Source organism: Pseudomonas sp. LSJ-87 (assembly GCF_032971465.1).
GTDB lineage: Bacteria > Pseudomonadota > Gammaproteobacteria > Pseudomonadales > Pseudomonadaceae > Aquipseudomonas > Aquipseudomonas putida_Z.
In genome coordinates this window covers 47785-65374 of sequence record NZ_JAWJYQ010000001.1, presented here as the reverse complement: position 1 = coordinate 65374, position 17590 = coordinate 47785, and the positions used below count along the sequence as shown (strand labels likewise).

At 64.2% G+C, this 17590-nt stretch carries 11 protein-coding genes; 1 reads left to right on the top strand and 10 read right to left on the bottom strand.

Annotation, left to right across the window (positions count from 1 at the left end; translation table 11 throughout):
• Positions 1-76: 76 nt before the first annotated feature.
• The 7 genes from yccS to RYH74_RS00205 form a co-directional block, all read right to left on the bottom strand.
• A complete protein-coding gene (yccS, locus tag RYH74_RS00235; protein WP_317408795.1) occupies positions 77-2260 on the bottom strand; it encodes a YccS family putative transporter in 2184 nt (727 codons plus the stop codon).
• Between the two features lie 235 nt (positions 2261-2495).
• Positions 2496-3677, bottom strand: coding sequence for an NAD(P)/FAD-dependent oxidoreductase (locus RYH74_RS00230; RefSeq protein WP_317408794.1), 1182 nt, complete (start codon positions 3675-3677; stop codon positions 2496-2498).
• 122 nt (positions 3678-3799) lie between these two features.
• Positions 3800-5137 carry an ATP-dependent RNA helicase DbpA gene (gene dbpA / locus RYH74_RS00225; RefSeq protein WP_233687397.1) on the bottom strand — a complete coding sequence of 446 codons (1338 nt, stop codon included), beginning with the start codon at positions 5135-5137 and terminating at the stop codon, positions 3800-3802.
• Between the two features lie 112 nt (positions 5138-5249).
• Positions 5250-6677 (bottom strand): multidrug transporter subunit MdtD, encoded by a 1428-nt coding sequence (gene mdtD / locus RYH74_RS00220; RefSeq protein WP_085587851.1) that lies wholly within the window; start codon positions 6675-6677, stop codon positions 5250-5252.
• Between the two features lie 127 nt (positions 6678-6804).
• The gene (locus tag RYH74_RS00215; RefSeq protein WP_317408793.1) at positions 6805-8124 is read right to left on the bottom strand and encodes a TldD/PmbA family protein; all 1320 of its coding nucleotides are present in this window, start codon (positions 8122-8124) and stop codon (positions 6805-6807) included.
• Entirely contained in the window at positions 8124-9566 is a 1443-nt protein-coding gene (locus RYH74_RS00210) for a TldD/PmbA family protein (protein WP_317408792.1), read from the bottom strand. The genes RYH74_RS00215 and RYH74_RS00210 overlap by 1 nt, the downstream gene beginning before the upstream one ends.
• A gap of 32 nt (positions 9567-9598) precedes the next feature.
• Positions 9599-11401, bottom strand: coding sequence for an acyl-CoA dehydrogenase (locus tag RYH74_RS00205; protein WP_317408791.1), 1803 nt, complete (start codon positions 11399-11401; stop codon positions 9599-9601).
• A gap of 369 nt (positions 11402-11770) precedes the next feature.
• Here RYH74_RS00205 and RYH74_RS00200 point away from each other — a divergent pair, with 369 nt between their 5' ends.
• Positions 11771-12334: a hypothetical protein gene (locus tag RYH74_RS00200; protein ID WP_317408790.1), complete on the top strand. Its 564-nt coding sequence runs from the start codon at positions 11771-11773 to the stop codon at positions 12332-12334.
• A gap of 362 nt (positions 12335-12696) precedes the next feature.
• On the opposite strand, the gene RYH74_RS00195 is transcribed toward RYH74_RS00200, so the two are convergent.
• From RYH74_RS00195 to RYH74_RS00185, 3 genes are all read right to left on the bottom strand, one after another.
• Entirely contained in the window at positions 12697-12984 is a 288-nt protein-coding gene (locus RYH74_RS00195) for a hypothetical protein (RefSeq protein WP_157896979.1), read from the bottom strand.
• Positions 12985-13338: 354 nt separating this feature from the next.
• Positions 13339-17292 carry a trifunctional transcriptional regulator/proline dehydrogenase/L-glutamate gamma-semialdehyde dehydrogenase gene (putA, locus tag RYH74_RS00190; protein ID WP_317408789.1) on the bottom strand — a complete coding sequence of 1318 codons (3954 nt, stop codon included), beginning with the start codon at positions 17290-17292 and terminating at the stop codon, positions 13339-13341.
• 94 nt (positions 17293-17386) lie between these two features.
• A complete protein-coding gene (locus tag RYH74_RS00185) occupies positions 17387-17575 on the bottom strand; it encodes a hypothetical protein (RefSeq protein ID WP_157896978.1) in 189 nt (62 codons plus the stop codon).
• Positions 17576-17590 lie beyond the last annotated feature (15 nt).

The following is a 17590-nucleotide window of genomic DNA, read 5'->3' as shown; positions in this document are numbered from 1 at the left end:
ACAGGACTTGAAACTTGTGGGGTTCCTGTGGGAGCGGGTTCACCCGCGAAGAGGCCGGCACCGGCGATAGTACAACTCAGGCCGGTGCACCTTCCTTGATCAAATGCGCTGCCAAGGTCCGCAGCGGCCCCAACTGCCGGCAGATCAATGCCAGCTGCGTCTGCACCAGCCGCTGGTGCTCGTCCAGCTCTTCCGGCATCTGTTCCAGGGCATTGGCCAGCGCTTCTTCGGCATCGCTGTGAATCGCCACCGGCAGCCGCGCGGCCAGGCCGTTGGCAATCTCGTCCAGGCTGCTGGCCAGGCTTTGCCCGGCACCGTCGATCAACTGCTCCTGCACCTCCGCCGGCAAGGCCGTGTCGCGGTGCGCGCCCAGCCCCGAGAGGTAGCTGAGCAAGGTATGCGACAGCACCAGGAAGCGGAAGCCGACGTCGGCCTCCTTCCGGAAATGCCCCGGCTCCATCAGCATGTTGGCCAGGGTGGTGGACAGCGCCGCGTCGGCGTTGTGGGCGTTGCGCCGGGCCAGGCGGTAGGCCAGGTCATCGCGCTTGCCGTGGGCATACTGCTGCATGATCTGCCGCAGGTACACGCTGGCGCAGGCCAGGGTATTGGCCAGAGCCTTGTTCAGCCGCCGCCCCTGCCAGTCGGGGAGGAACAGGAACACCGCGAGGATGGCGATCAGGCTGCCGACCAGGGTATCGAACAGGCGCGGCAGGAACAGGCCATAGCCATCGCCGATCTGGTTGAAGCAGAACAGCACCATCAGGGTGATCGCGGCCGTGGCCAAGGTGTAGCGGGTGGTGCGGTTGACGAAGAAAACCACCCCGGCGACCACGGCGAACAACGATTGGATGACCGGGTTGGGGAACAGGTCGAACAATGCCCAGCCCACCGTCAGGCCGACGGCGGTGCCGGCTATCCGCTGCACCAGCTTGCGCCGGGTCGCACCGTAGTTGGGCTGGCACACGAACAGCGTGGTGAGGATGATCCAGTAGCCCTGGGTGGGGTGGATCAGGTGCACCATGCCATAGCCGATCGACAGCGCCAGCGGCAGGCGCAGGGCATGGCGGAACAGCAGCGAAGTCGGCGTCAATTGGGTACGCAGGCGGGTCCACACATCCTTCAGCGAGCGTGGCGAGCGGTCGAGCAGGCTGCTATCGCTTGTGTCGGCAAGGCTGTCCGGGTTGCTGGCGGCGCTGAGCAGGCGGTCGAGCGTCGCCAGGTTGGCCGCCAGCGCCCGCAACGAGCGAAGCAGGCTACGCCAGGCCGGGTTGTTCTGCATGCGCAGGTGTTCCAGCGAGGCGTTGAGGTCTTCGAGGGCTTCGGGATAACCGCTGGCCAGCACGAACGGCTGGCGCAGGCGGATCGAGCGGGCCAGTTCCTGGCAGGACGAGCCCTGTTTGCGCAGCAGGCGTTGGCAGCGGAACATCACGTCGCTGTGGAAAAAAGCCTCGGTCAGGGCGTTGTAGGGATAGTGCGAGGCACTGACCCGTTCATGGATGTCCTGGGCCAGGAAGTACAGCTTGAGGTAGCGGCTGACCTTGGAGTTCGGCTGGCTGTTGCCCACCCGGTGCAGGATGATTTCCTTGGCCGCGTTGAGCGCCGCTACCACCTTGCCGTTCTGCTGGGCCAGCTCCAGGCGCCGGGCTTCGACGTCAAGGGTACGGATGGGTTCGAACAGGCTGGCCTTGAGCTTGAGGTAGCTGCCCAGCTCGAAAAACAGCTTGGCCAGGCTCTGCTGCACCGGCTGGTTGGAAAACAGCGCCTGCCACAGCACCGACAGCAGCCCGTACCAGGCCGCACCCGCCACCAGTAGAAGTGGTTCGTGCCAGAAGTCGGTGACCTGGCCGCCGCGCTGGTCCACGCCGATCATGGTATACACCGCGGTGATCAGGGTCGCTGAAGCGATGGCGCCATAGCGCTCGCCCAGGGCACCGAGCATGGTCAGGCCGAAGGCCGCCAAGGCCAAGGCAATGACGAATACCCACGGGTAGGGGAACAACAGTTCGACCGCCAGTGCGGCGATGGCAAAACACACCAGGGTGACGGCCAGGGCGCTGAGGCGGCCCTGCCAGCTGTCATCGGTTTCGGCCAGGGCGCTGGCGATGATGCCGAGGAACAGCGGAATCAGCAGGGCCATTTCGTTCTGGTACCAGCACAGGGCCAGGCTGCCGGTGAGGGCGATGGTGACCCGGATGCTGTAGCTGAACTTGTCTTGACCCCACAGGCGACGCAGTGACTGACGGAACGAGCTCGATGACATGATGGCCTGCTAGGCAGTGATCAGAGAAATACCGTTCGAGGCCGTGTCATTGGGGCCGCTGCCGCGGCCCATCGCCGGCAAGCCAGCTCCCACAGGTACTGCACAGTGCCGAGGGCTGTGATGATCCTGTGGGAGCCGGCTTGCCGGCGATGGGCTGCAAAGCAGCCCTAATGCTTTTCCGGCACTCCAGCACGGGCCAGCAAGAAGCGTTCCGTGCTGCTGAATGGATTCTACTCTACACGAACTGCGCCGCGGCGTTGGCGGAGGCCCAGGCCCACTGGAAATTGAAACCGCCCAGGTGGCCGGTCACATCCAGCACTTCACCAATGAAATACAGCCCGGGGCTCTTCAGCGATTCCATGGTCTTGGACGACACCTCGCGGGTATCCACGCCACCCAGGGTCACTTCGGCAGTGCGGTAGCCCTCCGTGCCGGCCGGCACCACCTGCCAGTTCGCCAGCTTTTCGGCGATCTGTGCCAGTTCCGCCGGGGTGTACTGCTTCATCGGCCTGGACTCGAACCACTGCTCGGCCAGCAGGTTGGCCAGCTTGCGGGTAAACACCTCGCCCAGCACGGTCTTCAGCTCGGCGTTGGCGCGTTCGGCCTGCATCTGTTGCAGCCAGGTCAGTGCATCACGGTCGGGCAGCAGGTTGATCTCGACCGTGTCACCGGCTTCCCAGAACGACGAGACCTGCAAAATCGCCGGGCCGCTGAGGCCGCGGTGGGTAAACAGCAGGTTCTCGCGGAAGCTGGTGCCGTTGCAGCTGGCGGTGCAATCCAGCGAGGTGCCGGACAACTCGGTGCACAGTGCCTTCAGTTGGGGCTCGGTGATGGTGAACGGCACCAGCCCGGCGCGGGTTGGCAGCAGGGTATGGCCGAACTGGCGGGCCACCTGGTAGCCGAAGCCGGTGGCACCCAGGGTCGGGATCGACAGGCCGCCGGTGGCGATCACCAGCGACTGGCAGGCGAACTGGCCGCCGCTGGTCTGTAGCAGGTAGCCGCCTTCGGTCTTCTCGATCTGCTCGATGCTGGTGTGCATGCGGACCTCGGCGCCGACCTCATCGCATTCGGCCAGCAGCATGTCGAGGATGTCACTGGCCTTGTTGTCGCAGAACAGCTGGCCGAGCTTCTTCTCGTGGTAGGCCACGCCGTGCTTGCACACCAGCTCGATGAAGTCCCACTGGGTGTAGCGGGCCAGGGCCGACTTGCAGAAGTGTGCATTCTGCGAGAGGAAGTTGCCCGGCTCGGTATACATGTTGGTGAAGTTGCAGCGGCCGCCGCCGGACATGAGGATCTTCTTGCCCGGTTTGTTGGCGTGGTCGAGCACCAGTACCCGGCGGCCACGGCGGGCGCTGAGCTGGGCGCACATCAGGCCGGCGGCGCCGGCGCCGAGGATGATCACGTCGGTGGAGTGCACGGTGTAAACCTTATAAGAAAGAAACACAGAACCCTGTGGGAGCGGGTTCACCCGCGAAGGCGGCAGTGAGCCCACTATCGCATTCGCGGGTAAACCCGCTCCCACAGGGACCTTGCATGGCTTTAGATAATGCGGACTTTCAGGGAGCGCCCCTTGATCTTGCCGCTGTTCAAGCGCTGCATGGCCTGCTTGGCCAGCGGTCGCTCCACGGCCACGAACGCCTGGAAATCGAAGATTGCAATCTTGCCCACCTGCTTGCCGGGGATGCCGGCGTCACCGGTCAGCGCCCCGAGGATGTCACCCGGGCGCAGCTTGTCCTTGCGCCCGGCGGCGATGCACAGGGTGCTCATCAGCGGCAGCAGCGGCTCGCCACCCTTGTGCTTCAGGCTGTCCAGCTGGTCCCAGCGCAGCGGGCTCTTCTGCAGGTCTTCGATGGCCTGGGCGCGGTGGCCTTCGGCCGGTGCCACCAGGCTGACCGCAATACCTTTCTCGCCGGCACGGCCGGTACGGCCCACACGGTGCACATGGATTTCCGCATCACGTGCCAGTTCGACGTTGATGACCATGTCCAGGCCATCGATGTCCAGGCCGCGCGCGGCCACATCGGTAGCCACCAGCACCGAGCTGCTGCGGTTGGCGAACATGGTCAGCACCTGGTCGCGGTCGCGCTGCTCCAGGTCGCCATGCAGGGCCTGGGCAACGATGCCCTTGGCGGTCAGGTGGGCGACCACATCCTCGCACTGCTGCTTGGTAAAGCAGAACGCCACGCAGGACTGCGGGCGGTAGTGGCCGAGCACGCGGGTGACCGCCTCGAGGCGCTGTTGCGGGTCGATCTCGATGAAGCGCTGCTCGATCTGGTTGTCGGCGTGCAGGCTCTCGACCTTGACCTGTTGCGGGTTGCGCATGAAGTCGGCGGCCAGTTGCTTGATGCCGGCCGGGTAGGTGGCCGAGAACAGCAGGGTCTGGCGGCGCGACGGGGTCTTGCCGATGATGCTGGCGATGGCATCGAAGAAGCCCATGTCGAGCATGCGGTCGGCTTCGTCCAGCACCAGGGTGTTCAGCCCGTCGAGCACCAGGGTGCCCTTGTCCAGGTGCTGCTGGATGCGCCCTGGGGTGCCGACGATGATGTGTGCGCCGTGCTCCAGCGAAGCGATCTGCGGGCCCAGCGAAACGCCGCCGCACAGGGTCAGGATCTTGATGTTGTCCTCGGCGCGGGCCAGGCGGCGCAGCTCCTTGGCCACCTGGTCGGCGAGCTCGCGGGTGGGGCACAGCACCAGCGCCTGGCAACCGAAGTAGCGTGGGTTGATCGGGTTGAGCAGGCCGATGCCGAAGGCGGCGGTCTTGCCGCTGCCGGTCTTGGCCTGGGCGATCAGGTCCTGCCCCTTGAGGATGACCGGCAGGCTCTGGGCCTGGATTGGTGTCATCGAGGCATAGCCGAGGGCGTCCAGGTTGGCCAGCATGGCAGTGGACAGCGGCAAGGTGGCAAAGGCGGTGGATTCGGTGGTCACGAGGCGGGCCTGCGTTGCGAAGCGAAAAATGCCGCACAGTCTACCAGCCTCGTGGCCATTCGCCCTACGACTCCATGTGTTGTTCCGGACGACGGGCACGCCTTCCGTCCGTCGGCGACAGTTGCAGGAAGATCGCCGCCGCCAGCATGGCCATCACGCCGATGGTGACGAAGGTCAGCTGGAATGCGCCCAAGGTGGTTTCCACACCGTCGGCGCTGCCGGCTGCGGTAAAGCCGCCGAGCAATGCACCCGCACACGCCACGCCCAGGCTCAGGGCCAGCTGCGCGACCACCGACAGCAGGCTGTTGCCGCTGCTGGCGCTGGCATCGTCGAGGTCGATCAGGGTTACCGTGTTCATCGCGGTGAACTGCATCGAGTTGACCGCGCCGAGCAGGCCCAGCTGAATCAGCAGCACGGCATAGGGCGTCTGTTCGTCGACCAGACCGAGGCTGGCCAGCAGCAGGCCCAGCAGCAGGGTGTTGCCGGTGAGGATGATGCGGTAGCCAAAGCGCTCGATCAGTGGCCGGGCGATGGACTTGGCCAGCATCGCCGCAGCCGCCAGCGGGATCATGCTCATGCCGGCCTGGGCCGGCGAGTAGCCCAGCGCCACTTGCAGCAGCAACGGCACCAGGAACGGCAGGGCGCCGCTGCCCAGGCGGGCGAACAGGTTGCCGAGGATACCAATGGCAAAGGTGCGCACGCGGAACAGGCTGGGCGAGAACAGCGGCTCCGGGTCGCGCCCGGCGCGCAGCCAGTAGGCCGCCAGGCAGGCCATGCCGGCGAACAGCAGCAACATCACCCGCAGGTGCGGTAGGTGCAGTTCGCCCAGGCCCTCCATGGCGATGGTGATCAATACCATCGCTGCGCCAAACAGCAGGAACCCGGGGCCGTCGAACGTGGTGCGCTCGGCGCCGCGCAGGTCGGGGATGAACTTCCACACGGCGTAGCAGCCGATCAGGCCGACCGGCAGGTTGAGCAGGAAGATCCAGTGCCAGCTCAGTATTTCCACCAACCAGCCGCCAACCGTCGGGCCCAGTAGCGGCCCGAGCAGGCCGGGGATGGTGATGAAGCTCATGATGCGCACCAGCTCGGTGCGCGGGTAGGCGCGCAGGACCACCAGCCGACCGACCGGCAGCATCAGCGCACCGCCCAGCCCTTGCACGACACGGGCAAAGATCAGGAAACCGAGGCTGTTGGCGGCGGCGCACAGCAGCGAGCCGAAGCTGAACAGCAGGATGGCGCTGAAGAAGATGCGCTTGGTGCCGAAGCGGTCGGCGATCCAGCCTGAGGCGGGGATCAGCAGGGCCACGGTGAGCATGTAGGCAATGATCACGCCCTGCATGCGCAGCGGGTCTTCGGCCAGCGAGCGGGCCATGGCTGGCAGTGCAGTGTTGAGGATGGTGCCGTCCAGGGACTGCATGAAGAAGGCGATGGCCACCACCCAAGGGATCCAGCGGGCGGTGACAGGGTCCAGCGGGGTGCGTTCGGGCATGACTTCCTCGTTTGTCAGTGCCGGCCTCTTCGCGGGTGAACCCGCTCCCACAGGGATATCACCACATTCAAGGGCAGTGGAGATCCTGTGGGAGCGGCTTTAGCCGCGAAAGGGCCGGTAAGTCCAGTCACAATGTCAGGGTCAGGCCTTTGACCAGTGCCCCCGGCAAATGACTCGACCCGGTACTGCGCTGTCCATAGGTACTGGTCGACAGAATCATCTCGCGCTCCAGCGTCAGGTCCTCCAGTTGGCTACCTAGCAAGCTGTACAGGCTGTCATCGAAGCGCATGGTGCTCACCGGGCCCTGGATCTGCCCGTTCTCCACCCAGAAAGTGGCGAAGCGGGTCAGCCCGGTCATGCGTGCCGCCGGCAAGTCGGAATAGTTCAGGTACCACAGGTTGCTGATGTACAGCCCGGTACCGAGCCGCTCCAGGATCTGCTCGCTCGGCAGGCTACCTGCTGCCAGGCTCAGCGCACACGGCGACTCGTAGCTGTCGGCGCCATTGGCCAGCAGCTCGAACTCGGCCGCACTGCGCGCACTGATCAATCGCTGCCGGGCTTCGCCTTGCTGGATCAACGGCACATCCAGGCGCGGCGAGCCTTCATCGGAAAACGCCGGGCTCAGCGAACCGCTGACCTGCTCGGTGAAGCTAACCAGCGGGCTCAGCCGCGCATCGCCGTTGTACAGGCGCTGCAGGGCGCTGTTGCCAGTGGCCAGGGCCTGTGCGGAAAAGCCGCCCCAGCACAGCATGCCGGCTATTTCGTCCATGGCCGCCGGGGCCAGGTAGGCACGGTAGCTGCCAGGTTTCAGCGTGACGGCAGGGCGGCCAAGGAAACCCAGCTGCTCTCGCGCCTGGCGCAGGCGTGCAGTGAAGTCGTCGGCGCTCCACACTTGCCCGGCATAATTGGCCTTCACCGCCTCGCCGTTTTCGTGGAACAGGCTCCAGTCGAAGTTGAAGCTGTTGGCCTGGTGCCAGCCGAAGGCCCCGAACGAGCTGGCGAAGCCCCGGCAGATGGGGCCGGCGGCGTAGATGCCGACAAGGTCCAGGTCGCCGGCTTCGCGCTCGAGCAAGGTCAGCACATCGCTCAGTTCGGGCAGCGGCTGCGCCTGCTGGCTGTGGCTGTGCCAGGCGCTTTCGTCCAGGCGCAGGTACGGATCGACCGCCAGCAGTGGCAAGGTCTGGCGCAGTTGCTCCAGGGCCGTGAACAGGCGCTGGCTATCCAGTTGCGTGTCACCACTCAAGGTCACCTGTTGCTCTGCCTGGCGGCCATCGCGGATCAGCCGCAGTTGCGCGCCGGCCTGGTTCACGGTGCCGGCCTGGCGCACCTTGGCATGGTTGAAACGCACGAATTGCGACTGTTCGGCGCTGTAGCCGAGGGTGAACTGTTCGCCCGTCTGCAGGGCTTTGCGTACATCCCCGACCAGGGTTTCGAAAGCGTGTTTCATCAGGCGTCTCCTCCGAATACGTCGATCTGGCGGAACACGCAGGCCGGCGAGGCGTGGCCGACCCGCACCACCTGGTTGGGTTCGCCCTTGCCGCAGTTGGGCGTGCCCAGCACCTGGAAGGTACTGCTGTCGCCGACCGCCGCCAGGTTGCGCCAGAACTGCGCAGAGATGCCACGGTAGTTGGGGTTCTTGACGATGCCCTTGAGCTCGCCGTTTTCGATCAACTGCCCCCATTCACAGCCGAACTGGAACTTGTTGCGCGCATCGTCGATGGACCAGGAACGGTTGGTGCGCATCAGGATGCCGTGCTCGATGCCCTTCACCAGCTGATCCAGGCTCTGGTCGCCCGGCTCGATGTTGAGGTTGGCCATGCGGTCGATCGGCGCACGGTTCCAGCCGCAGGCGCGGCTGTTGGCCACGCCGTCGAGGCCGGAGCGGAACTGCGACAGCGCACCACCCAGCGGGCGCAGCAGCAGGCCATCGCGGATCAGGAACTGCTTGCTGGCCGGGGTGCCGTCATCATCGAAGCTGTAGCTGGCCAGCTCTTCGCCGATGGTCGGGTCGAAGGTCACGTTGAGCAGCGCGGAGCCGTACTGCCGGTGGCCGAAGTCACCGGCCTTGACGAAGCTGGTGCCGGCGTAATTGCGCTCGTCGCCGAGAATGCGGTCCATCTCCAGCGGGTGGCCGATGGATTCGTGAATCTGCAGCATCATCTGGTCCGGCATCAACAGCAGGTCGCGCGGGCCGCTGGGGGTGTTCGGTGCCAGCAGCAGCTGCAGCGCCTCGTCGGCCACCCGGCGGGCAGCCCCGACCAGGCCACAGCGCTCGATGATCTCGAAGCCGCCCTGCTGGCCGAAGTTGTCGCGGCCCAGGCTGCGGCTCTGGCTGTCCTGGCCATCGCTGGCGGTCACGCCCAGGCCCGGGAACAGGAAGCGTTGGGCGTGGCGCAGCTCGGCGCCGGCCGAGTTCAGGTAGGTCTGCTCGACCAGGCTCAGGCCCAGGCTGGCCTGCCAGTCCACCAGGCGGCTGTCCTTGGGCACGCTGGCCGATTCGGCTGCGAGCAGGCCAAGGCAGTCGGCGAGGTTGGGCACGGGTTGGTCGAAGTTGGGCGAAATGTGGTCATGGCGTGCGCTGGTCACCGGTTGCTCGCGCAGGTCCAGCAGGTTGTACCGGGCGATCTGGCGGGCCAGCGCCTCGGCCTGCTCCAGCGCGCGCTGCAGGCCGGCCTGGGACAGGTCGGCGGTGGCGGCATAGGCTTCCACGCCACTCACCCGCACGGTGAGCATGGCGCCCTCGTCCTGGCTGAAGAAGGGTGGTTCCGCGACGTTGCGGCGAACCGACAGCGCCTGGTGCGACTGTTTCACATGGCGCAGGGAAAACAACTCGGCCGTACTGCGCAGCGCGGCAAAGCGCTGGCGCAGCAGGGCGCTGGTATCGAACATGTGGAAGCCTCCGTGTACACGGTGGCTCCCCCTTAGAACCACTCGTCCTGCATGGTGAGGCAAGTGTCGTCGCGCGCCTCGAGCAATGCCAGCTCATTATGGCAGCCAGGTACTTCCCAGGTCAGGAAATAACGCGCGGCTTGCAGCTTGCCAAGGTAGAAGTCGCGGTCGGCGGGGTTGCCCTTGAGCAGTCCGAGTTCGGCATGAATCGCCTGTTCCAGCCAGCGCCAGCCGATCACGCAGTGGCCGAAGGCCTTGAGGTACAGGGCCGAGTTGGCCAGGGCTCCGGCGACTTTGCCCTGGGCCAGGTCACCCAGCAAGGCCAGAGTCACACCTTGCAGGCGGTTGACCAGTTGCTCCAGCGGCTGGCGCAGCGGGTCGAGGTTCGGATGGTGGCTGGCGCGCTCGCCGGTGGCCGCAATCGACCGGATCAACTGCTTGAGGCCGGCGCCATTGTTCTGCGCCAGCTTGCGGCCCAGCAGGTCGAGCGACTGGATGCCCTCGGTGCCTTCATGGATCGGGTTCAGGCGGTTGTCGCGATAGTACTGTTCAACCGGGTATTCGCGGGTGTAGCCGTGGCCGCCGAGGATCTGGATCGCCAGTTCATTGGCCTTGAGGCAGAACGTCGAGGGCCACGATTTGACGATCGGGGTCAGCAGGTCGAGCAGTTCCTGCGCCTGCTTGCGGGCGCTGTCGTCGCTGGCAGTCTGGGTGTCGTCGAACAGGCGCGCGGCGTACAGGCCCAGGTCGAAGGCACCCTCCACGTAGGCCTTCTGTGCCAGCAGCATGCGTTTCACATCGCTGTGCTCGATGATCGGCACCGCGGGGCTGTGCGGGTCTTTGTTGTCCGGCAACCGACCCTGCGGGCGCTGGCGGGCGTACTCCAGCGAATACAGGTAGCCGGCGTAGCCGAGCATCACTGCGCCCATGCCGACACCGATGCGTGCCTCGTTCATCATCTGGAACATGCAGGCCAGGCCCTGGTGCGGCTGGCCGACCAGGTAGCCGACGCACTGGCCGTTGTCGCCGAAGTTCAGCGCGGTGGAGGTGGTACCGCGCCAGCCCATCTTGTGGAACAACCCGGCCAGCAGCACATCGTTGCGCGGGCCACGGCTGCCATCTTCGTTGACCAGGTACTTGGGCACGATGAACAGCGAGATGCCCTTCACGCCGGGCGGCGCATCCGGCAGCTTGGCCAGCACCATGTGCACGATGTTTTCCGACAACTCGTGATCACCGCCGGAGATGAAAATCTTGTTGCCCTTGAGCCGGTAGCTGCCGTCACCGGCAGGTTCGGCGCGGGTGCGGATATCGGCCAGTGACGAGCCAGCGTGGGGTTCGGTCAGGGCCATGGTGCCGAAGTAGCGGCCTTCGATCATCGGCTGCAGAAACAGGCGTTTCTGTTCATCGCTGCCGAAGCTCTCGATCAGGTTGGCCGCGCCCATGGTCAGGAACGGGTAGGCCGTGGTGCCGGCGTTGGCCGCCTGGAAGTGGGCGAAGCAGGCCTGCGAGACCAGGCTCGGCAGCTGCATGCCGCCGACTTCGAAGTCGCGGTTGGCGTTGAGGAAGCCGGCTTCGAGAAAGGCGTCGACGGCGGGTTTCACTTCGGGAATCAGTTCGGCGCGGCCATCCACGTAGCGCGGCTCGTTTTCGTCGGCCTTGCGGTTGTGCGGGGCGAAGAACTTTTCGGCGATGGTGCGGGCAGTTGATAGCGCCGCATCGAAGGTTTCGCGGCTGTGCTCGGCGAAGCGCGGGCGTTGGGTCAGGGCCTCGGCGTCGAGGACTTCGTAGAGTTCGAAGGCGAGGTTGCGGGGGTTGAGCAGGGTCTCGGGCATGATCGCGGTCCTGAGGCGGGATGCTGCGAGTGTAGGAGGGTGGTGGGGTGGGGGACAGGTTAATAGGTTTGGGTGATATGGGTTGAGAACACCGGGATGTCTGGTGGTTGGTCGCACAGCTCACGCGGGGGGCAGTTGTTGTTTTGCCTGTTCGGGCCCTTTCGCGGGTAAACCCGCTCCCACAAGTACTGCGCAGCCGCAGCCATCAACGCTGCACCTGTAGGAGCGGGTTTACCCGCGAAAGGGCCGGAACAGGCGCAGGAAAATGTAGAGACGTTTCCTACAAGTCAGAGCGGAACTGGACTACTGCGGATCGAATGCCATTTGGCCTTGAATGCGTGCTTTGGTGTTCGCAATGAGGCTTTTCTGATGAGTGATGTCCACAAGAACGACTTGAATGATTTCGAGGGCAAGCAATTTCCCTTCTTCGTAGTCTCGCCCCTGAAGTTTGGCGTAATGACCTTCTTCACCCTTGGTTTTTACTGGCTGTATTGCTTTTATCAGAGCTGGAAGCTGCATGGAGTGAGGACAGGAGAAAAGGTCAGCCCATTCTGGCGAAGCGCTTTTGCAGTGTTCTTCATCTACCCGTTATTGAGAAGGGTGAATGATCATATTCGCGAGTCAGGCAGAACCTACCCTTGGTCCATTCTGGGGCTCACGCTGGGCTACTACGGTATGTGTGCTGCCTGGGTGGCTGCCAGTGTGATTCTGGATGATCAGTTGTGGGCGGCGTATTTTGCGGGTGTAGTCATTCAAGCAGCTTGGTTGGTCATTCTGGTGCCCATGCAGAAAGGCGCCAATTTCAGCGCGGGGGATGAGGCAGGGGTGGCCAACAGCCGTTTCACGCTGGCCAATTGGTTGTGGATGCTGCTGGCTGCCGTAATTACAGCAACGCAGCTGTTTGCTTTGGTCACACTTTCGTCCATGGTTTGAGCAGCGTCGCAGCAGAATTTGCCGGGGCCGCTTTGCGGCCCTTTCGCGGCGCAAGGCCGCTCCTACAAAGCTCGGTATTCCGGCGCGGTTCGAAGAGGGAGCATATTGAAGAACTCGAACTTGAGCTGGCATGCGATCGCTTTCCTGTTTTGGGGAGGCATGGACGCGTTCTACATCTGCCTTTATGTCTTCCGCAGTACGGAGCGAGGTGCCATACCTTTCTGGACGGATTTCAAGGATGCATTGAGCAACATGCAGGTCTGGGGAGGAGGGCTAGAGCTAATCGTCTGGCTAGGCCTGATTCTGCAGCTTTCGTTGATAGCGACCTGCGGGTTGTTTCTTATGCGTTGCCGGTTAGCTGTCTACTTGGCGATGGTGCAGATCCCCTTTCGCATCTTTTTTATCGTTCCGTCGATATCCATAATCTTGTTTTTGCCGATGCTGGCTTCCAGTATCAGTAACTCGGTGTGGATTGGGCTGATGCTGACTTCGGAGGCAGGGAAAGGCTGGTGCCTATTGTGGCTCTGGCGAAAGCGCGGGTAACGGCGTGCACCGGGTTTTTTGGATTTCTCTACCCATGCACCGCTGCCACCCTCTTGCTTGACAGCAGGTGGTGATAGTTCCTGATCCACCCCTGAACGCAGATTCACTCGAAGATCCTAATCTAGGTCGCGAACTTCGCACTGAGGCTTAATGATGTGTCGCCTGAGCCGGCCCTTTCGCGGGCATGCCCGCTCCCACAGGTACGGTGCAAGTCATGAAGCTTGTGGTGATCCTGTGGGAGCGGGCGCGCCCGCGCCCACAGGTACGGTGCAAGTCATGAAGCTTGTGGTGATCCTGTGGGAGCGGGCGCGCCCGCGAATAGGCCCGGCCAGGCACTCGAGAATTATCAGGGGGCAATGAGGGTTTGGCTTCAGGTTGAATGAACACCTGTCAGCCCAACCCCAGCCCCCATAAAAAAAGGAGAGCCGAAGCTCTCCTTTTTTCGTTAACAACCCTCAGCGTTAGCCAATGGTCATCAGGCTGGCATTACCACCGGCAGCAGCAGTGTTCACACTCACTGCCCGCTCGATCACCAGGCGCTCCAGCGCAATCTGGTGGTCGCCGCTGGACAGCCCGTGTACACCCACGATCGCCCCGGCACGCTTGGCCACCTGCTGGCACACGCCGCGCAGTTGATCCGAGTCGCCATGGTGGATCACGGCGTCGAACGCCACTTCATCCTTGTTCCAGTCCGCCACCAGCTTGACCTTGGCCTGCAGCTCTCGCGGCAGGCGGGCACGCAGGGCTTTGCCCGGCTCGCCGTCCGCCCATACCGCCGAGCTGCCAACGGCCAGCACTGCGGCGAACTGCGCCAGCAGGTCGGCTTCGTTGTCGGCCAGGCACAGCACGTGCTCACGCGGCAGGATGGTGTAGCTGTTGCGCTCGCCGGTCGGGCCTGGCAACAGGCGGGCGATGCCGCTCTGCGACTGGCTGGCGAACTGGCTGCACAGCGCGGCCAGGTCGGCCAGCTGGTTGCTCTCGGCCCAGGCCTTCAGGCCATGCAGTGGCTTGATCAGCTGTTCGTGCAGGGCACGGTCAGGCTTGCCTTCGCCGTCCTGCTGCTGGAAGTGGCGGCCAATCGCGTCGGCCGGGCGGGTCGACAACAGGCGGTACAGGTACAGCGGGCCGCCGGCTTTCGGGCCGGTGCCGGACAGGCCTTCACCACCGAACGGCTGCACACCTACCACTGCACCGACGATGTTGCGGTTGACGTACATGTTGCCGGCGTTGGCGGTTTCCACCACTTTGGCGATGGTCTCGTCGATGCGGGTGTGCACGCCGAGGGTCAGGCCGTAGCCGGAGTTGTTGATCTGCTCGATCAGCTGGTCCAGGTTGCGACGGTTGTAGCGCACCACGTGCAGCACCGGGCCGAAGATTTCACGCTTGAGCTCGTCGAAGCTTTCCAGCTCGATCAGGGTCGGCATGACGAAGGTGCCGCGCTTGAGCTCGGCAGCATCGGCAATGGCCACCTGGTAAACCGAGCGACCTTTCTCGCGCATGCCCTGAATGTGCTTCTCGATGCCGGCCTTGGCTTCGGCGTCGATCACCGGGCCGATGTCCACGGCCAGGCGGTCCGGGCAGCCCAGGCGGCTTTCGGCCATGGCGCCCTTGAGCATTTCGATCACGCGGTCGGCGGAATCTTCCTGCAGGCACAGCACACGCAGTGCCGAGCAACGCTGGCCGGCGCTGTCGAAGGCCGAGGACACCACATCGATCACTACCTGCTCGGTCAGTGCCGAGGAGTCGACGATCATCGCGTTCTGGCCACCGGTTTCGGCGATCAGCGGGATCGGGCGGCCCTGGTTGTCCAGGCGGCCGGCGACGTTGCGCTGCAGCAGGCGGGCCACTTCGGTGGAACCGGTGAACATCACGCCCTTGACGCGCTCGTCACCCACCAGGCCGGCACCGACGGTTTCACCGCGGCCTGGCAGCAGTTGCAGCACGCCTTCAGGGATGCCGGCTTCCAGCAGCAGGCGCACGGCCTGGGCAGCGATCAGCGGGGTTTGCTCGGCCGGCTTGGCCAGCACCGGGTTGCCGGCGGCGAGCGCTGCGGCTACCTGGCCGGTGAAGATCGCCAGCGGGAAGTTCCACGGGCTGATGCACACCACCGGGCCCAGCGGGCGGTGGGCGTCGTTGCTGAAGTCGTTGCGTGCCTGCACCGCGTAGTAGCGCAGGAAGTCCACGGCTTCACGCACTTCGGCGATGGCGTTGGCGAAGGTCTTGCCCGCTTCGCGGATGAGCAGACCCATCAGCGGCTGGATTTCGGCCTCCATCAGGTCGGCGGTGCGCTCCAGAATGGCAGCGCGCTCGGCTGGCGGGGTGGCCTGCCAGATCGGTGCTGCATTCAGTGCGCACTGGATGGCGTTGTCGACGTCGGCGACAGTGGCTTCCTGAACATGGCCGACCACGTCGCGGTGGTCCGCCGGGTTCAGCACCGGTGCGGCTGTGCTTTCGCTGGCAGCGCAGGCCAGCAGTGGCGTGGCTTTCCAGTCGTTGTGAGCGGTGGCCAGCATGGCGCAGGACAGCGATGCCAGGCGGTGTTCGTTGGCCATGTCGATGCCGGCCGAGTTGGCTCGCTCGCTGCCATACAGTTCACGCGGCAGCGGGATGCGTGGGTGCGGCAGGCCGATGCTGCCTTCCTGGGTGCCCATGCGCTCGATACTGGCGACCGGGTCGGCGACCAGTTCCTGGATGGAGATCGAGTGGTCGGCGATGCGGTTGACGAACGAGGTGTTGGCGCCGTTTTCCAGCAGGCGACGTACCAGGTAGGCCAGCAGCGTTTCGTGGGTGCCGACCGGTGCATAGACGCGGCACGGACGGTTCAGCTTGCCTTCGGAAATCTTGCCGACCACCTGCTCGTACAGTGGCTCGCCCATGCCGTGCAGGCACTGGAACTCGTACTGGCCCGGGTAATAGTTCTGACCGGCAATGTGGTAGATGGCCGACAGGGTGTGGGCGTTGTGGGTGGCGAACTGCGGGTAGATGGCTTCTGGCACGGCCAGCAGCTTGCGGGCGCAGGCAACGTAGGACACGTCGGTGTACACCTTGCGGGTGTAGACCGGGTAGCCTTCCAGGCCTTCGACCTGGGCGCGCTTGATTTCGCTGTCCCAGTAGGCGCCCTTCACCAGGCGGATCATCAGGCGGTGGCGGCTGCGCTTGGCCAGGTCGATGACATAGTCGATCACATACGGGCAGCGCTTCTGGTAGGCCTGGATAACGAAGCCGATACCGTTCCAGCCGGCCAGCGAAGGCTCGAAGCACAGGCGTTCGAGCAGGTCGAGCGACAGCTCCAGGCGGTCGGCTTCTTCGGCGTCGATGTTCAGGCCGATGTCGTACTGCTTGGCCAGCAGGGTCAGCGACAGCAGGCGCGGGTACAGCTCTTCCATCACGCGCTCGTACTGGGCGCGGCTGTAGCGCGGGTGCAGCGCCGACAGCTTGATCGAGATGCCCGGGCCTTCATAGATGCCACGGCCATGGGAGGCCTTGCCGATCGAGTGGATGGCCTGCTCGTAGGACGCCAGGTACTTCTGTGCGTCGTGCTCGGTCAGTGCGGCTTCGCCGAGCATGTCGTAGGAATAGCGGAAGCCCTTGGACTCGAAGCGGCTGGCATTGGCCAGGGCTTCGGCGATGGTTTCGCCGGTGACGAACTGCTCGCCCATCAGGCGCATGGCCATGTCGACGCCCTTGCGGATCATCGGCTCGCCGCTCTTGCCGATGATGCGGGTGAGCGAGGAGGTGAGGCCGGATTCGTTGTGGGTAGACACCAGCTTGCCGGTCAGCAGCAGGCCCCAGGTGGCGGCGTTGACGAACAGCGACGGGCTGTTGCCCAGGTGCGGCTGCCAGTTGCCGGTGCTGATCTTGTCGCGGATCAGCGCGTCACGGGTGCCCTTGTCGGGGATGCGCAGCAGGGCTTCGGCCAGGCACATCAGTGCCACGCCTTCCTGGGACGACAGCGAGAATTCCTGCAGCAGGCCCTGGACGATACCGGCACGACCGCCAGCGCTCTTCTGGTTACGCAGTTTTTCGGCGATGCTGGCGGCCATCTTGTTGGTCGCTTCGGCCAGCGGGGCGCTCAGGCGCGCCTGCTCCAGCAGCATCGGTACCACTTCCTGTTCGGGGCGGCGGTAGGCGGCGGTGATCGCCGAGCGCAGCACCGACTGCGGCAGGATGCTCTCGGCGAACTCGAGGAAGCACTGGTGGCTGTGGTCGGGCTGGACCTCACCGGCGTCGTCGGCCAGGCTGCTGGCATGGCCGTTGAGTTCGGTCAGGGTGGCACCACCCTCGAGCTTCTCCAGGTAATTGAAGATCGCTTGCTTGATCAACCAGTGCGGGGTGCGGTCAATCGACTGCGCAGCTGCCTTGAGTCGCTCACGGGTCGGGTCATCGAGTTTGACCCCAAGGGTGGTCGTCGCCATTTCTTATCCTCGTTATTGCCACGGTTGTGGCCTAAGCTGGCGCCAAGAGTAGCTGTAGGACAATTCGGGTGCAACCAGGTGCAACCCGAATTTTTCATGGAAAAGGTGCAACTCGTCCGGCCGTCATTTCCATGCCCGGAAAAGGGTCGTTTTCGGTGCGTTTTATTCTGAAAAGCGAGGTTGTTGCTCCCAAAAGGAGCAAAAAATCAGATTTGTCTGAAAATGCACGAGAAGGTGCAACTTGCAAATGAAAAATGGTTGCACCCACTTTGCGTTGTTGCATACAATTCGCGGCCTG

What these genes read in the sequence shown, in the direction of transcription:
- RYH74_RS00215 (WP_317408793.1), bottom strand. Translation starts at nt 8,124, where the DNA reads ATGAAACACGCTTTCGAAACCCTGGTCGGGGATGTACGCAAAGCCCTG.
- RYH74_RS00205 (WP_317408791.1), bottom strand. Translation starts at nt 11,401, where the DNA reads ATGCCCGAGACCCTGCTCAACCCCCGCAACCTCGCCTTCGAACTCTAC.
- dbpA (WP_233687397.1), bottom strand. Translation starts at nt 5,137, where the DNA reads ATGCTGGCCAACCTGGACGCCCTCGGCTATGCCTCGATGACACCAATC.
- putA (WP_317408789.1), bottom strand. Translation starts at nt 17,292, where the DNA reads ATGGCGACGACCACCCTTGGGGTCAAACTCGATGACCCGACCCGTGAG.
- yccS (WP_317408795.1), bottom strand. Translation starts at nt 2,260, where the DNA reads ATGTCATCGAGCTCGTTCCGTCAGTCACTGCGTCGCCTGTGGGGTCAA.
- RYH74_RS00200 (WP_317408790.1), top strand. Translation starts at nt 11,771, where the DNA reads ATGAGTGATGTCCACAAGAACGACTTGAATGATTTCGAGGGCAAGCAA.
- RYH74_RS00185 (WP_157896978.1), bottom strand. Translation starts at nt 17,575, where the DNA reads ATGCAACAACGCAAAGTGGGTGCAACCATTTTTCATTTGCAAGTTGCA.
- mdtD (WP_085587851.1), bottom strand. Translation starts at nt 6,677, where the DNA reads ATGCCCGAACGCACCCCGCTGGACCCTGTCACCGCCCGCTGGATCCCT.
- RYH74_RS00210 (WP_317408792.1), bottom strand. Translation starts at nt 9,566, where the DNA reads ATGTTCGATACCAGCGCCCTGCTGCGCCAGCGCTTTGCCGCGCTGCGC.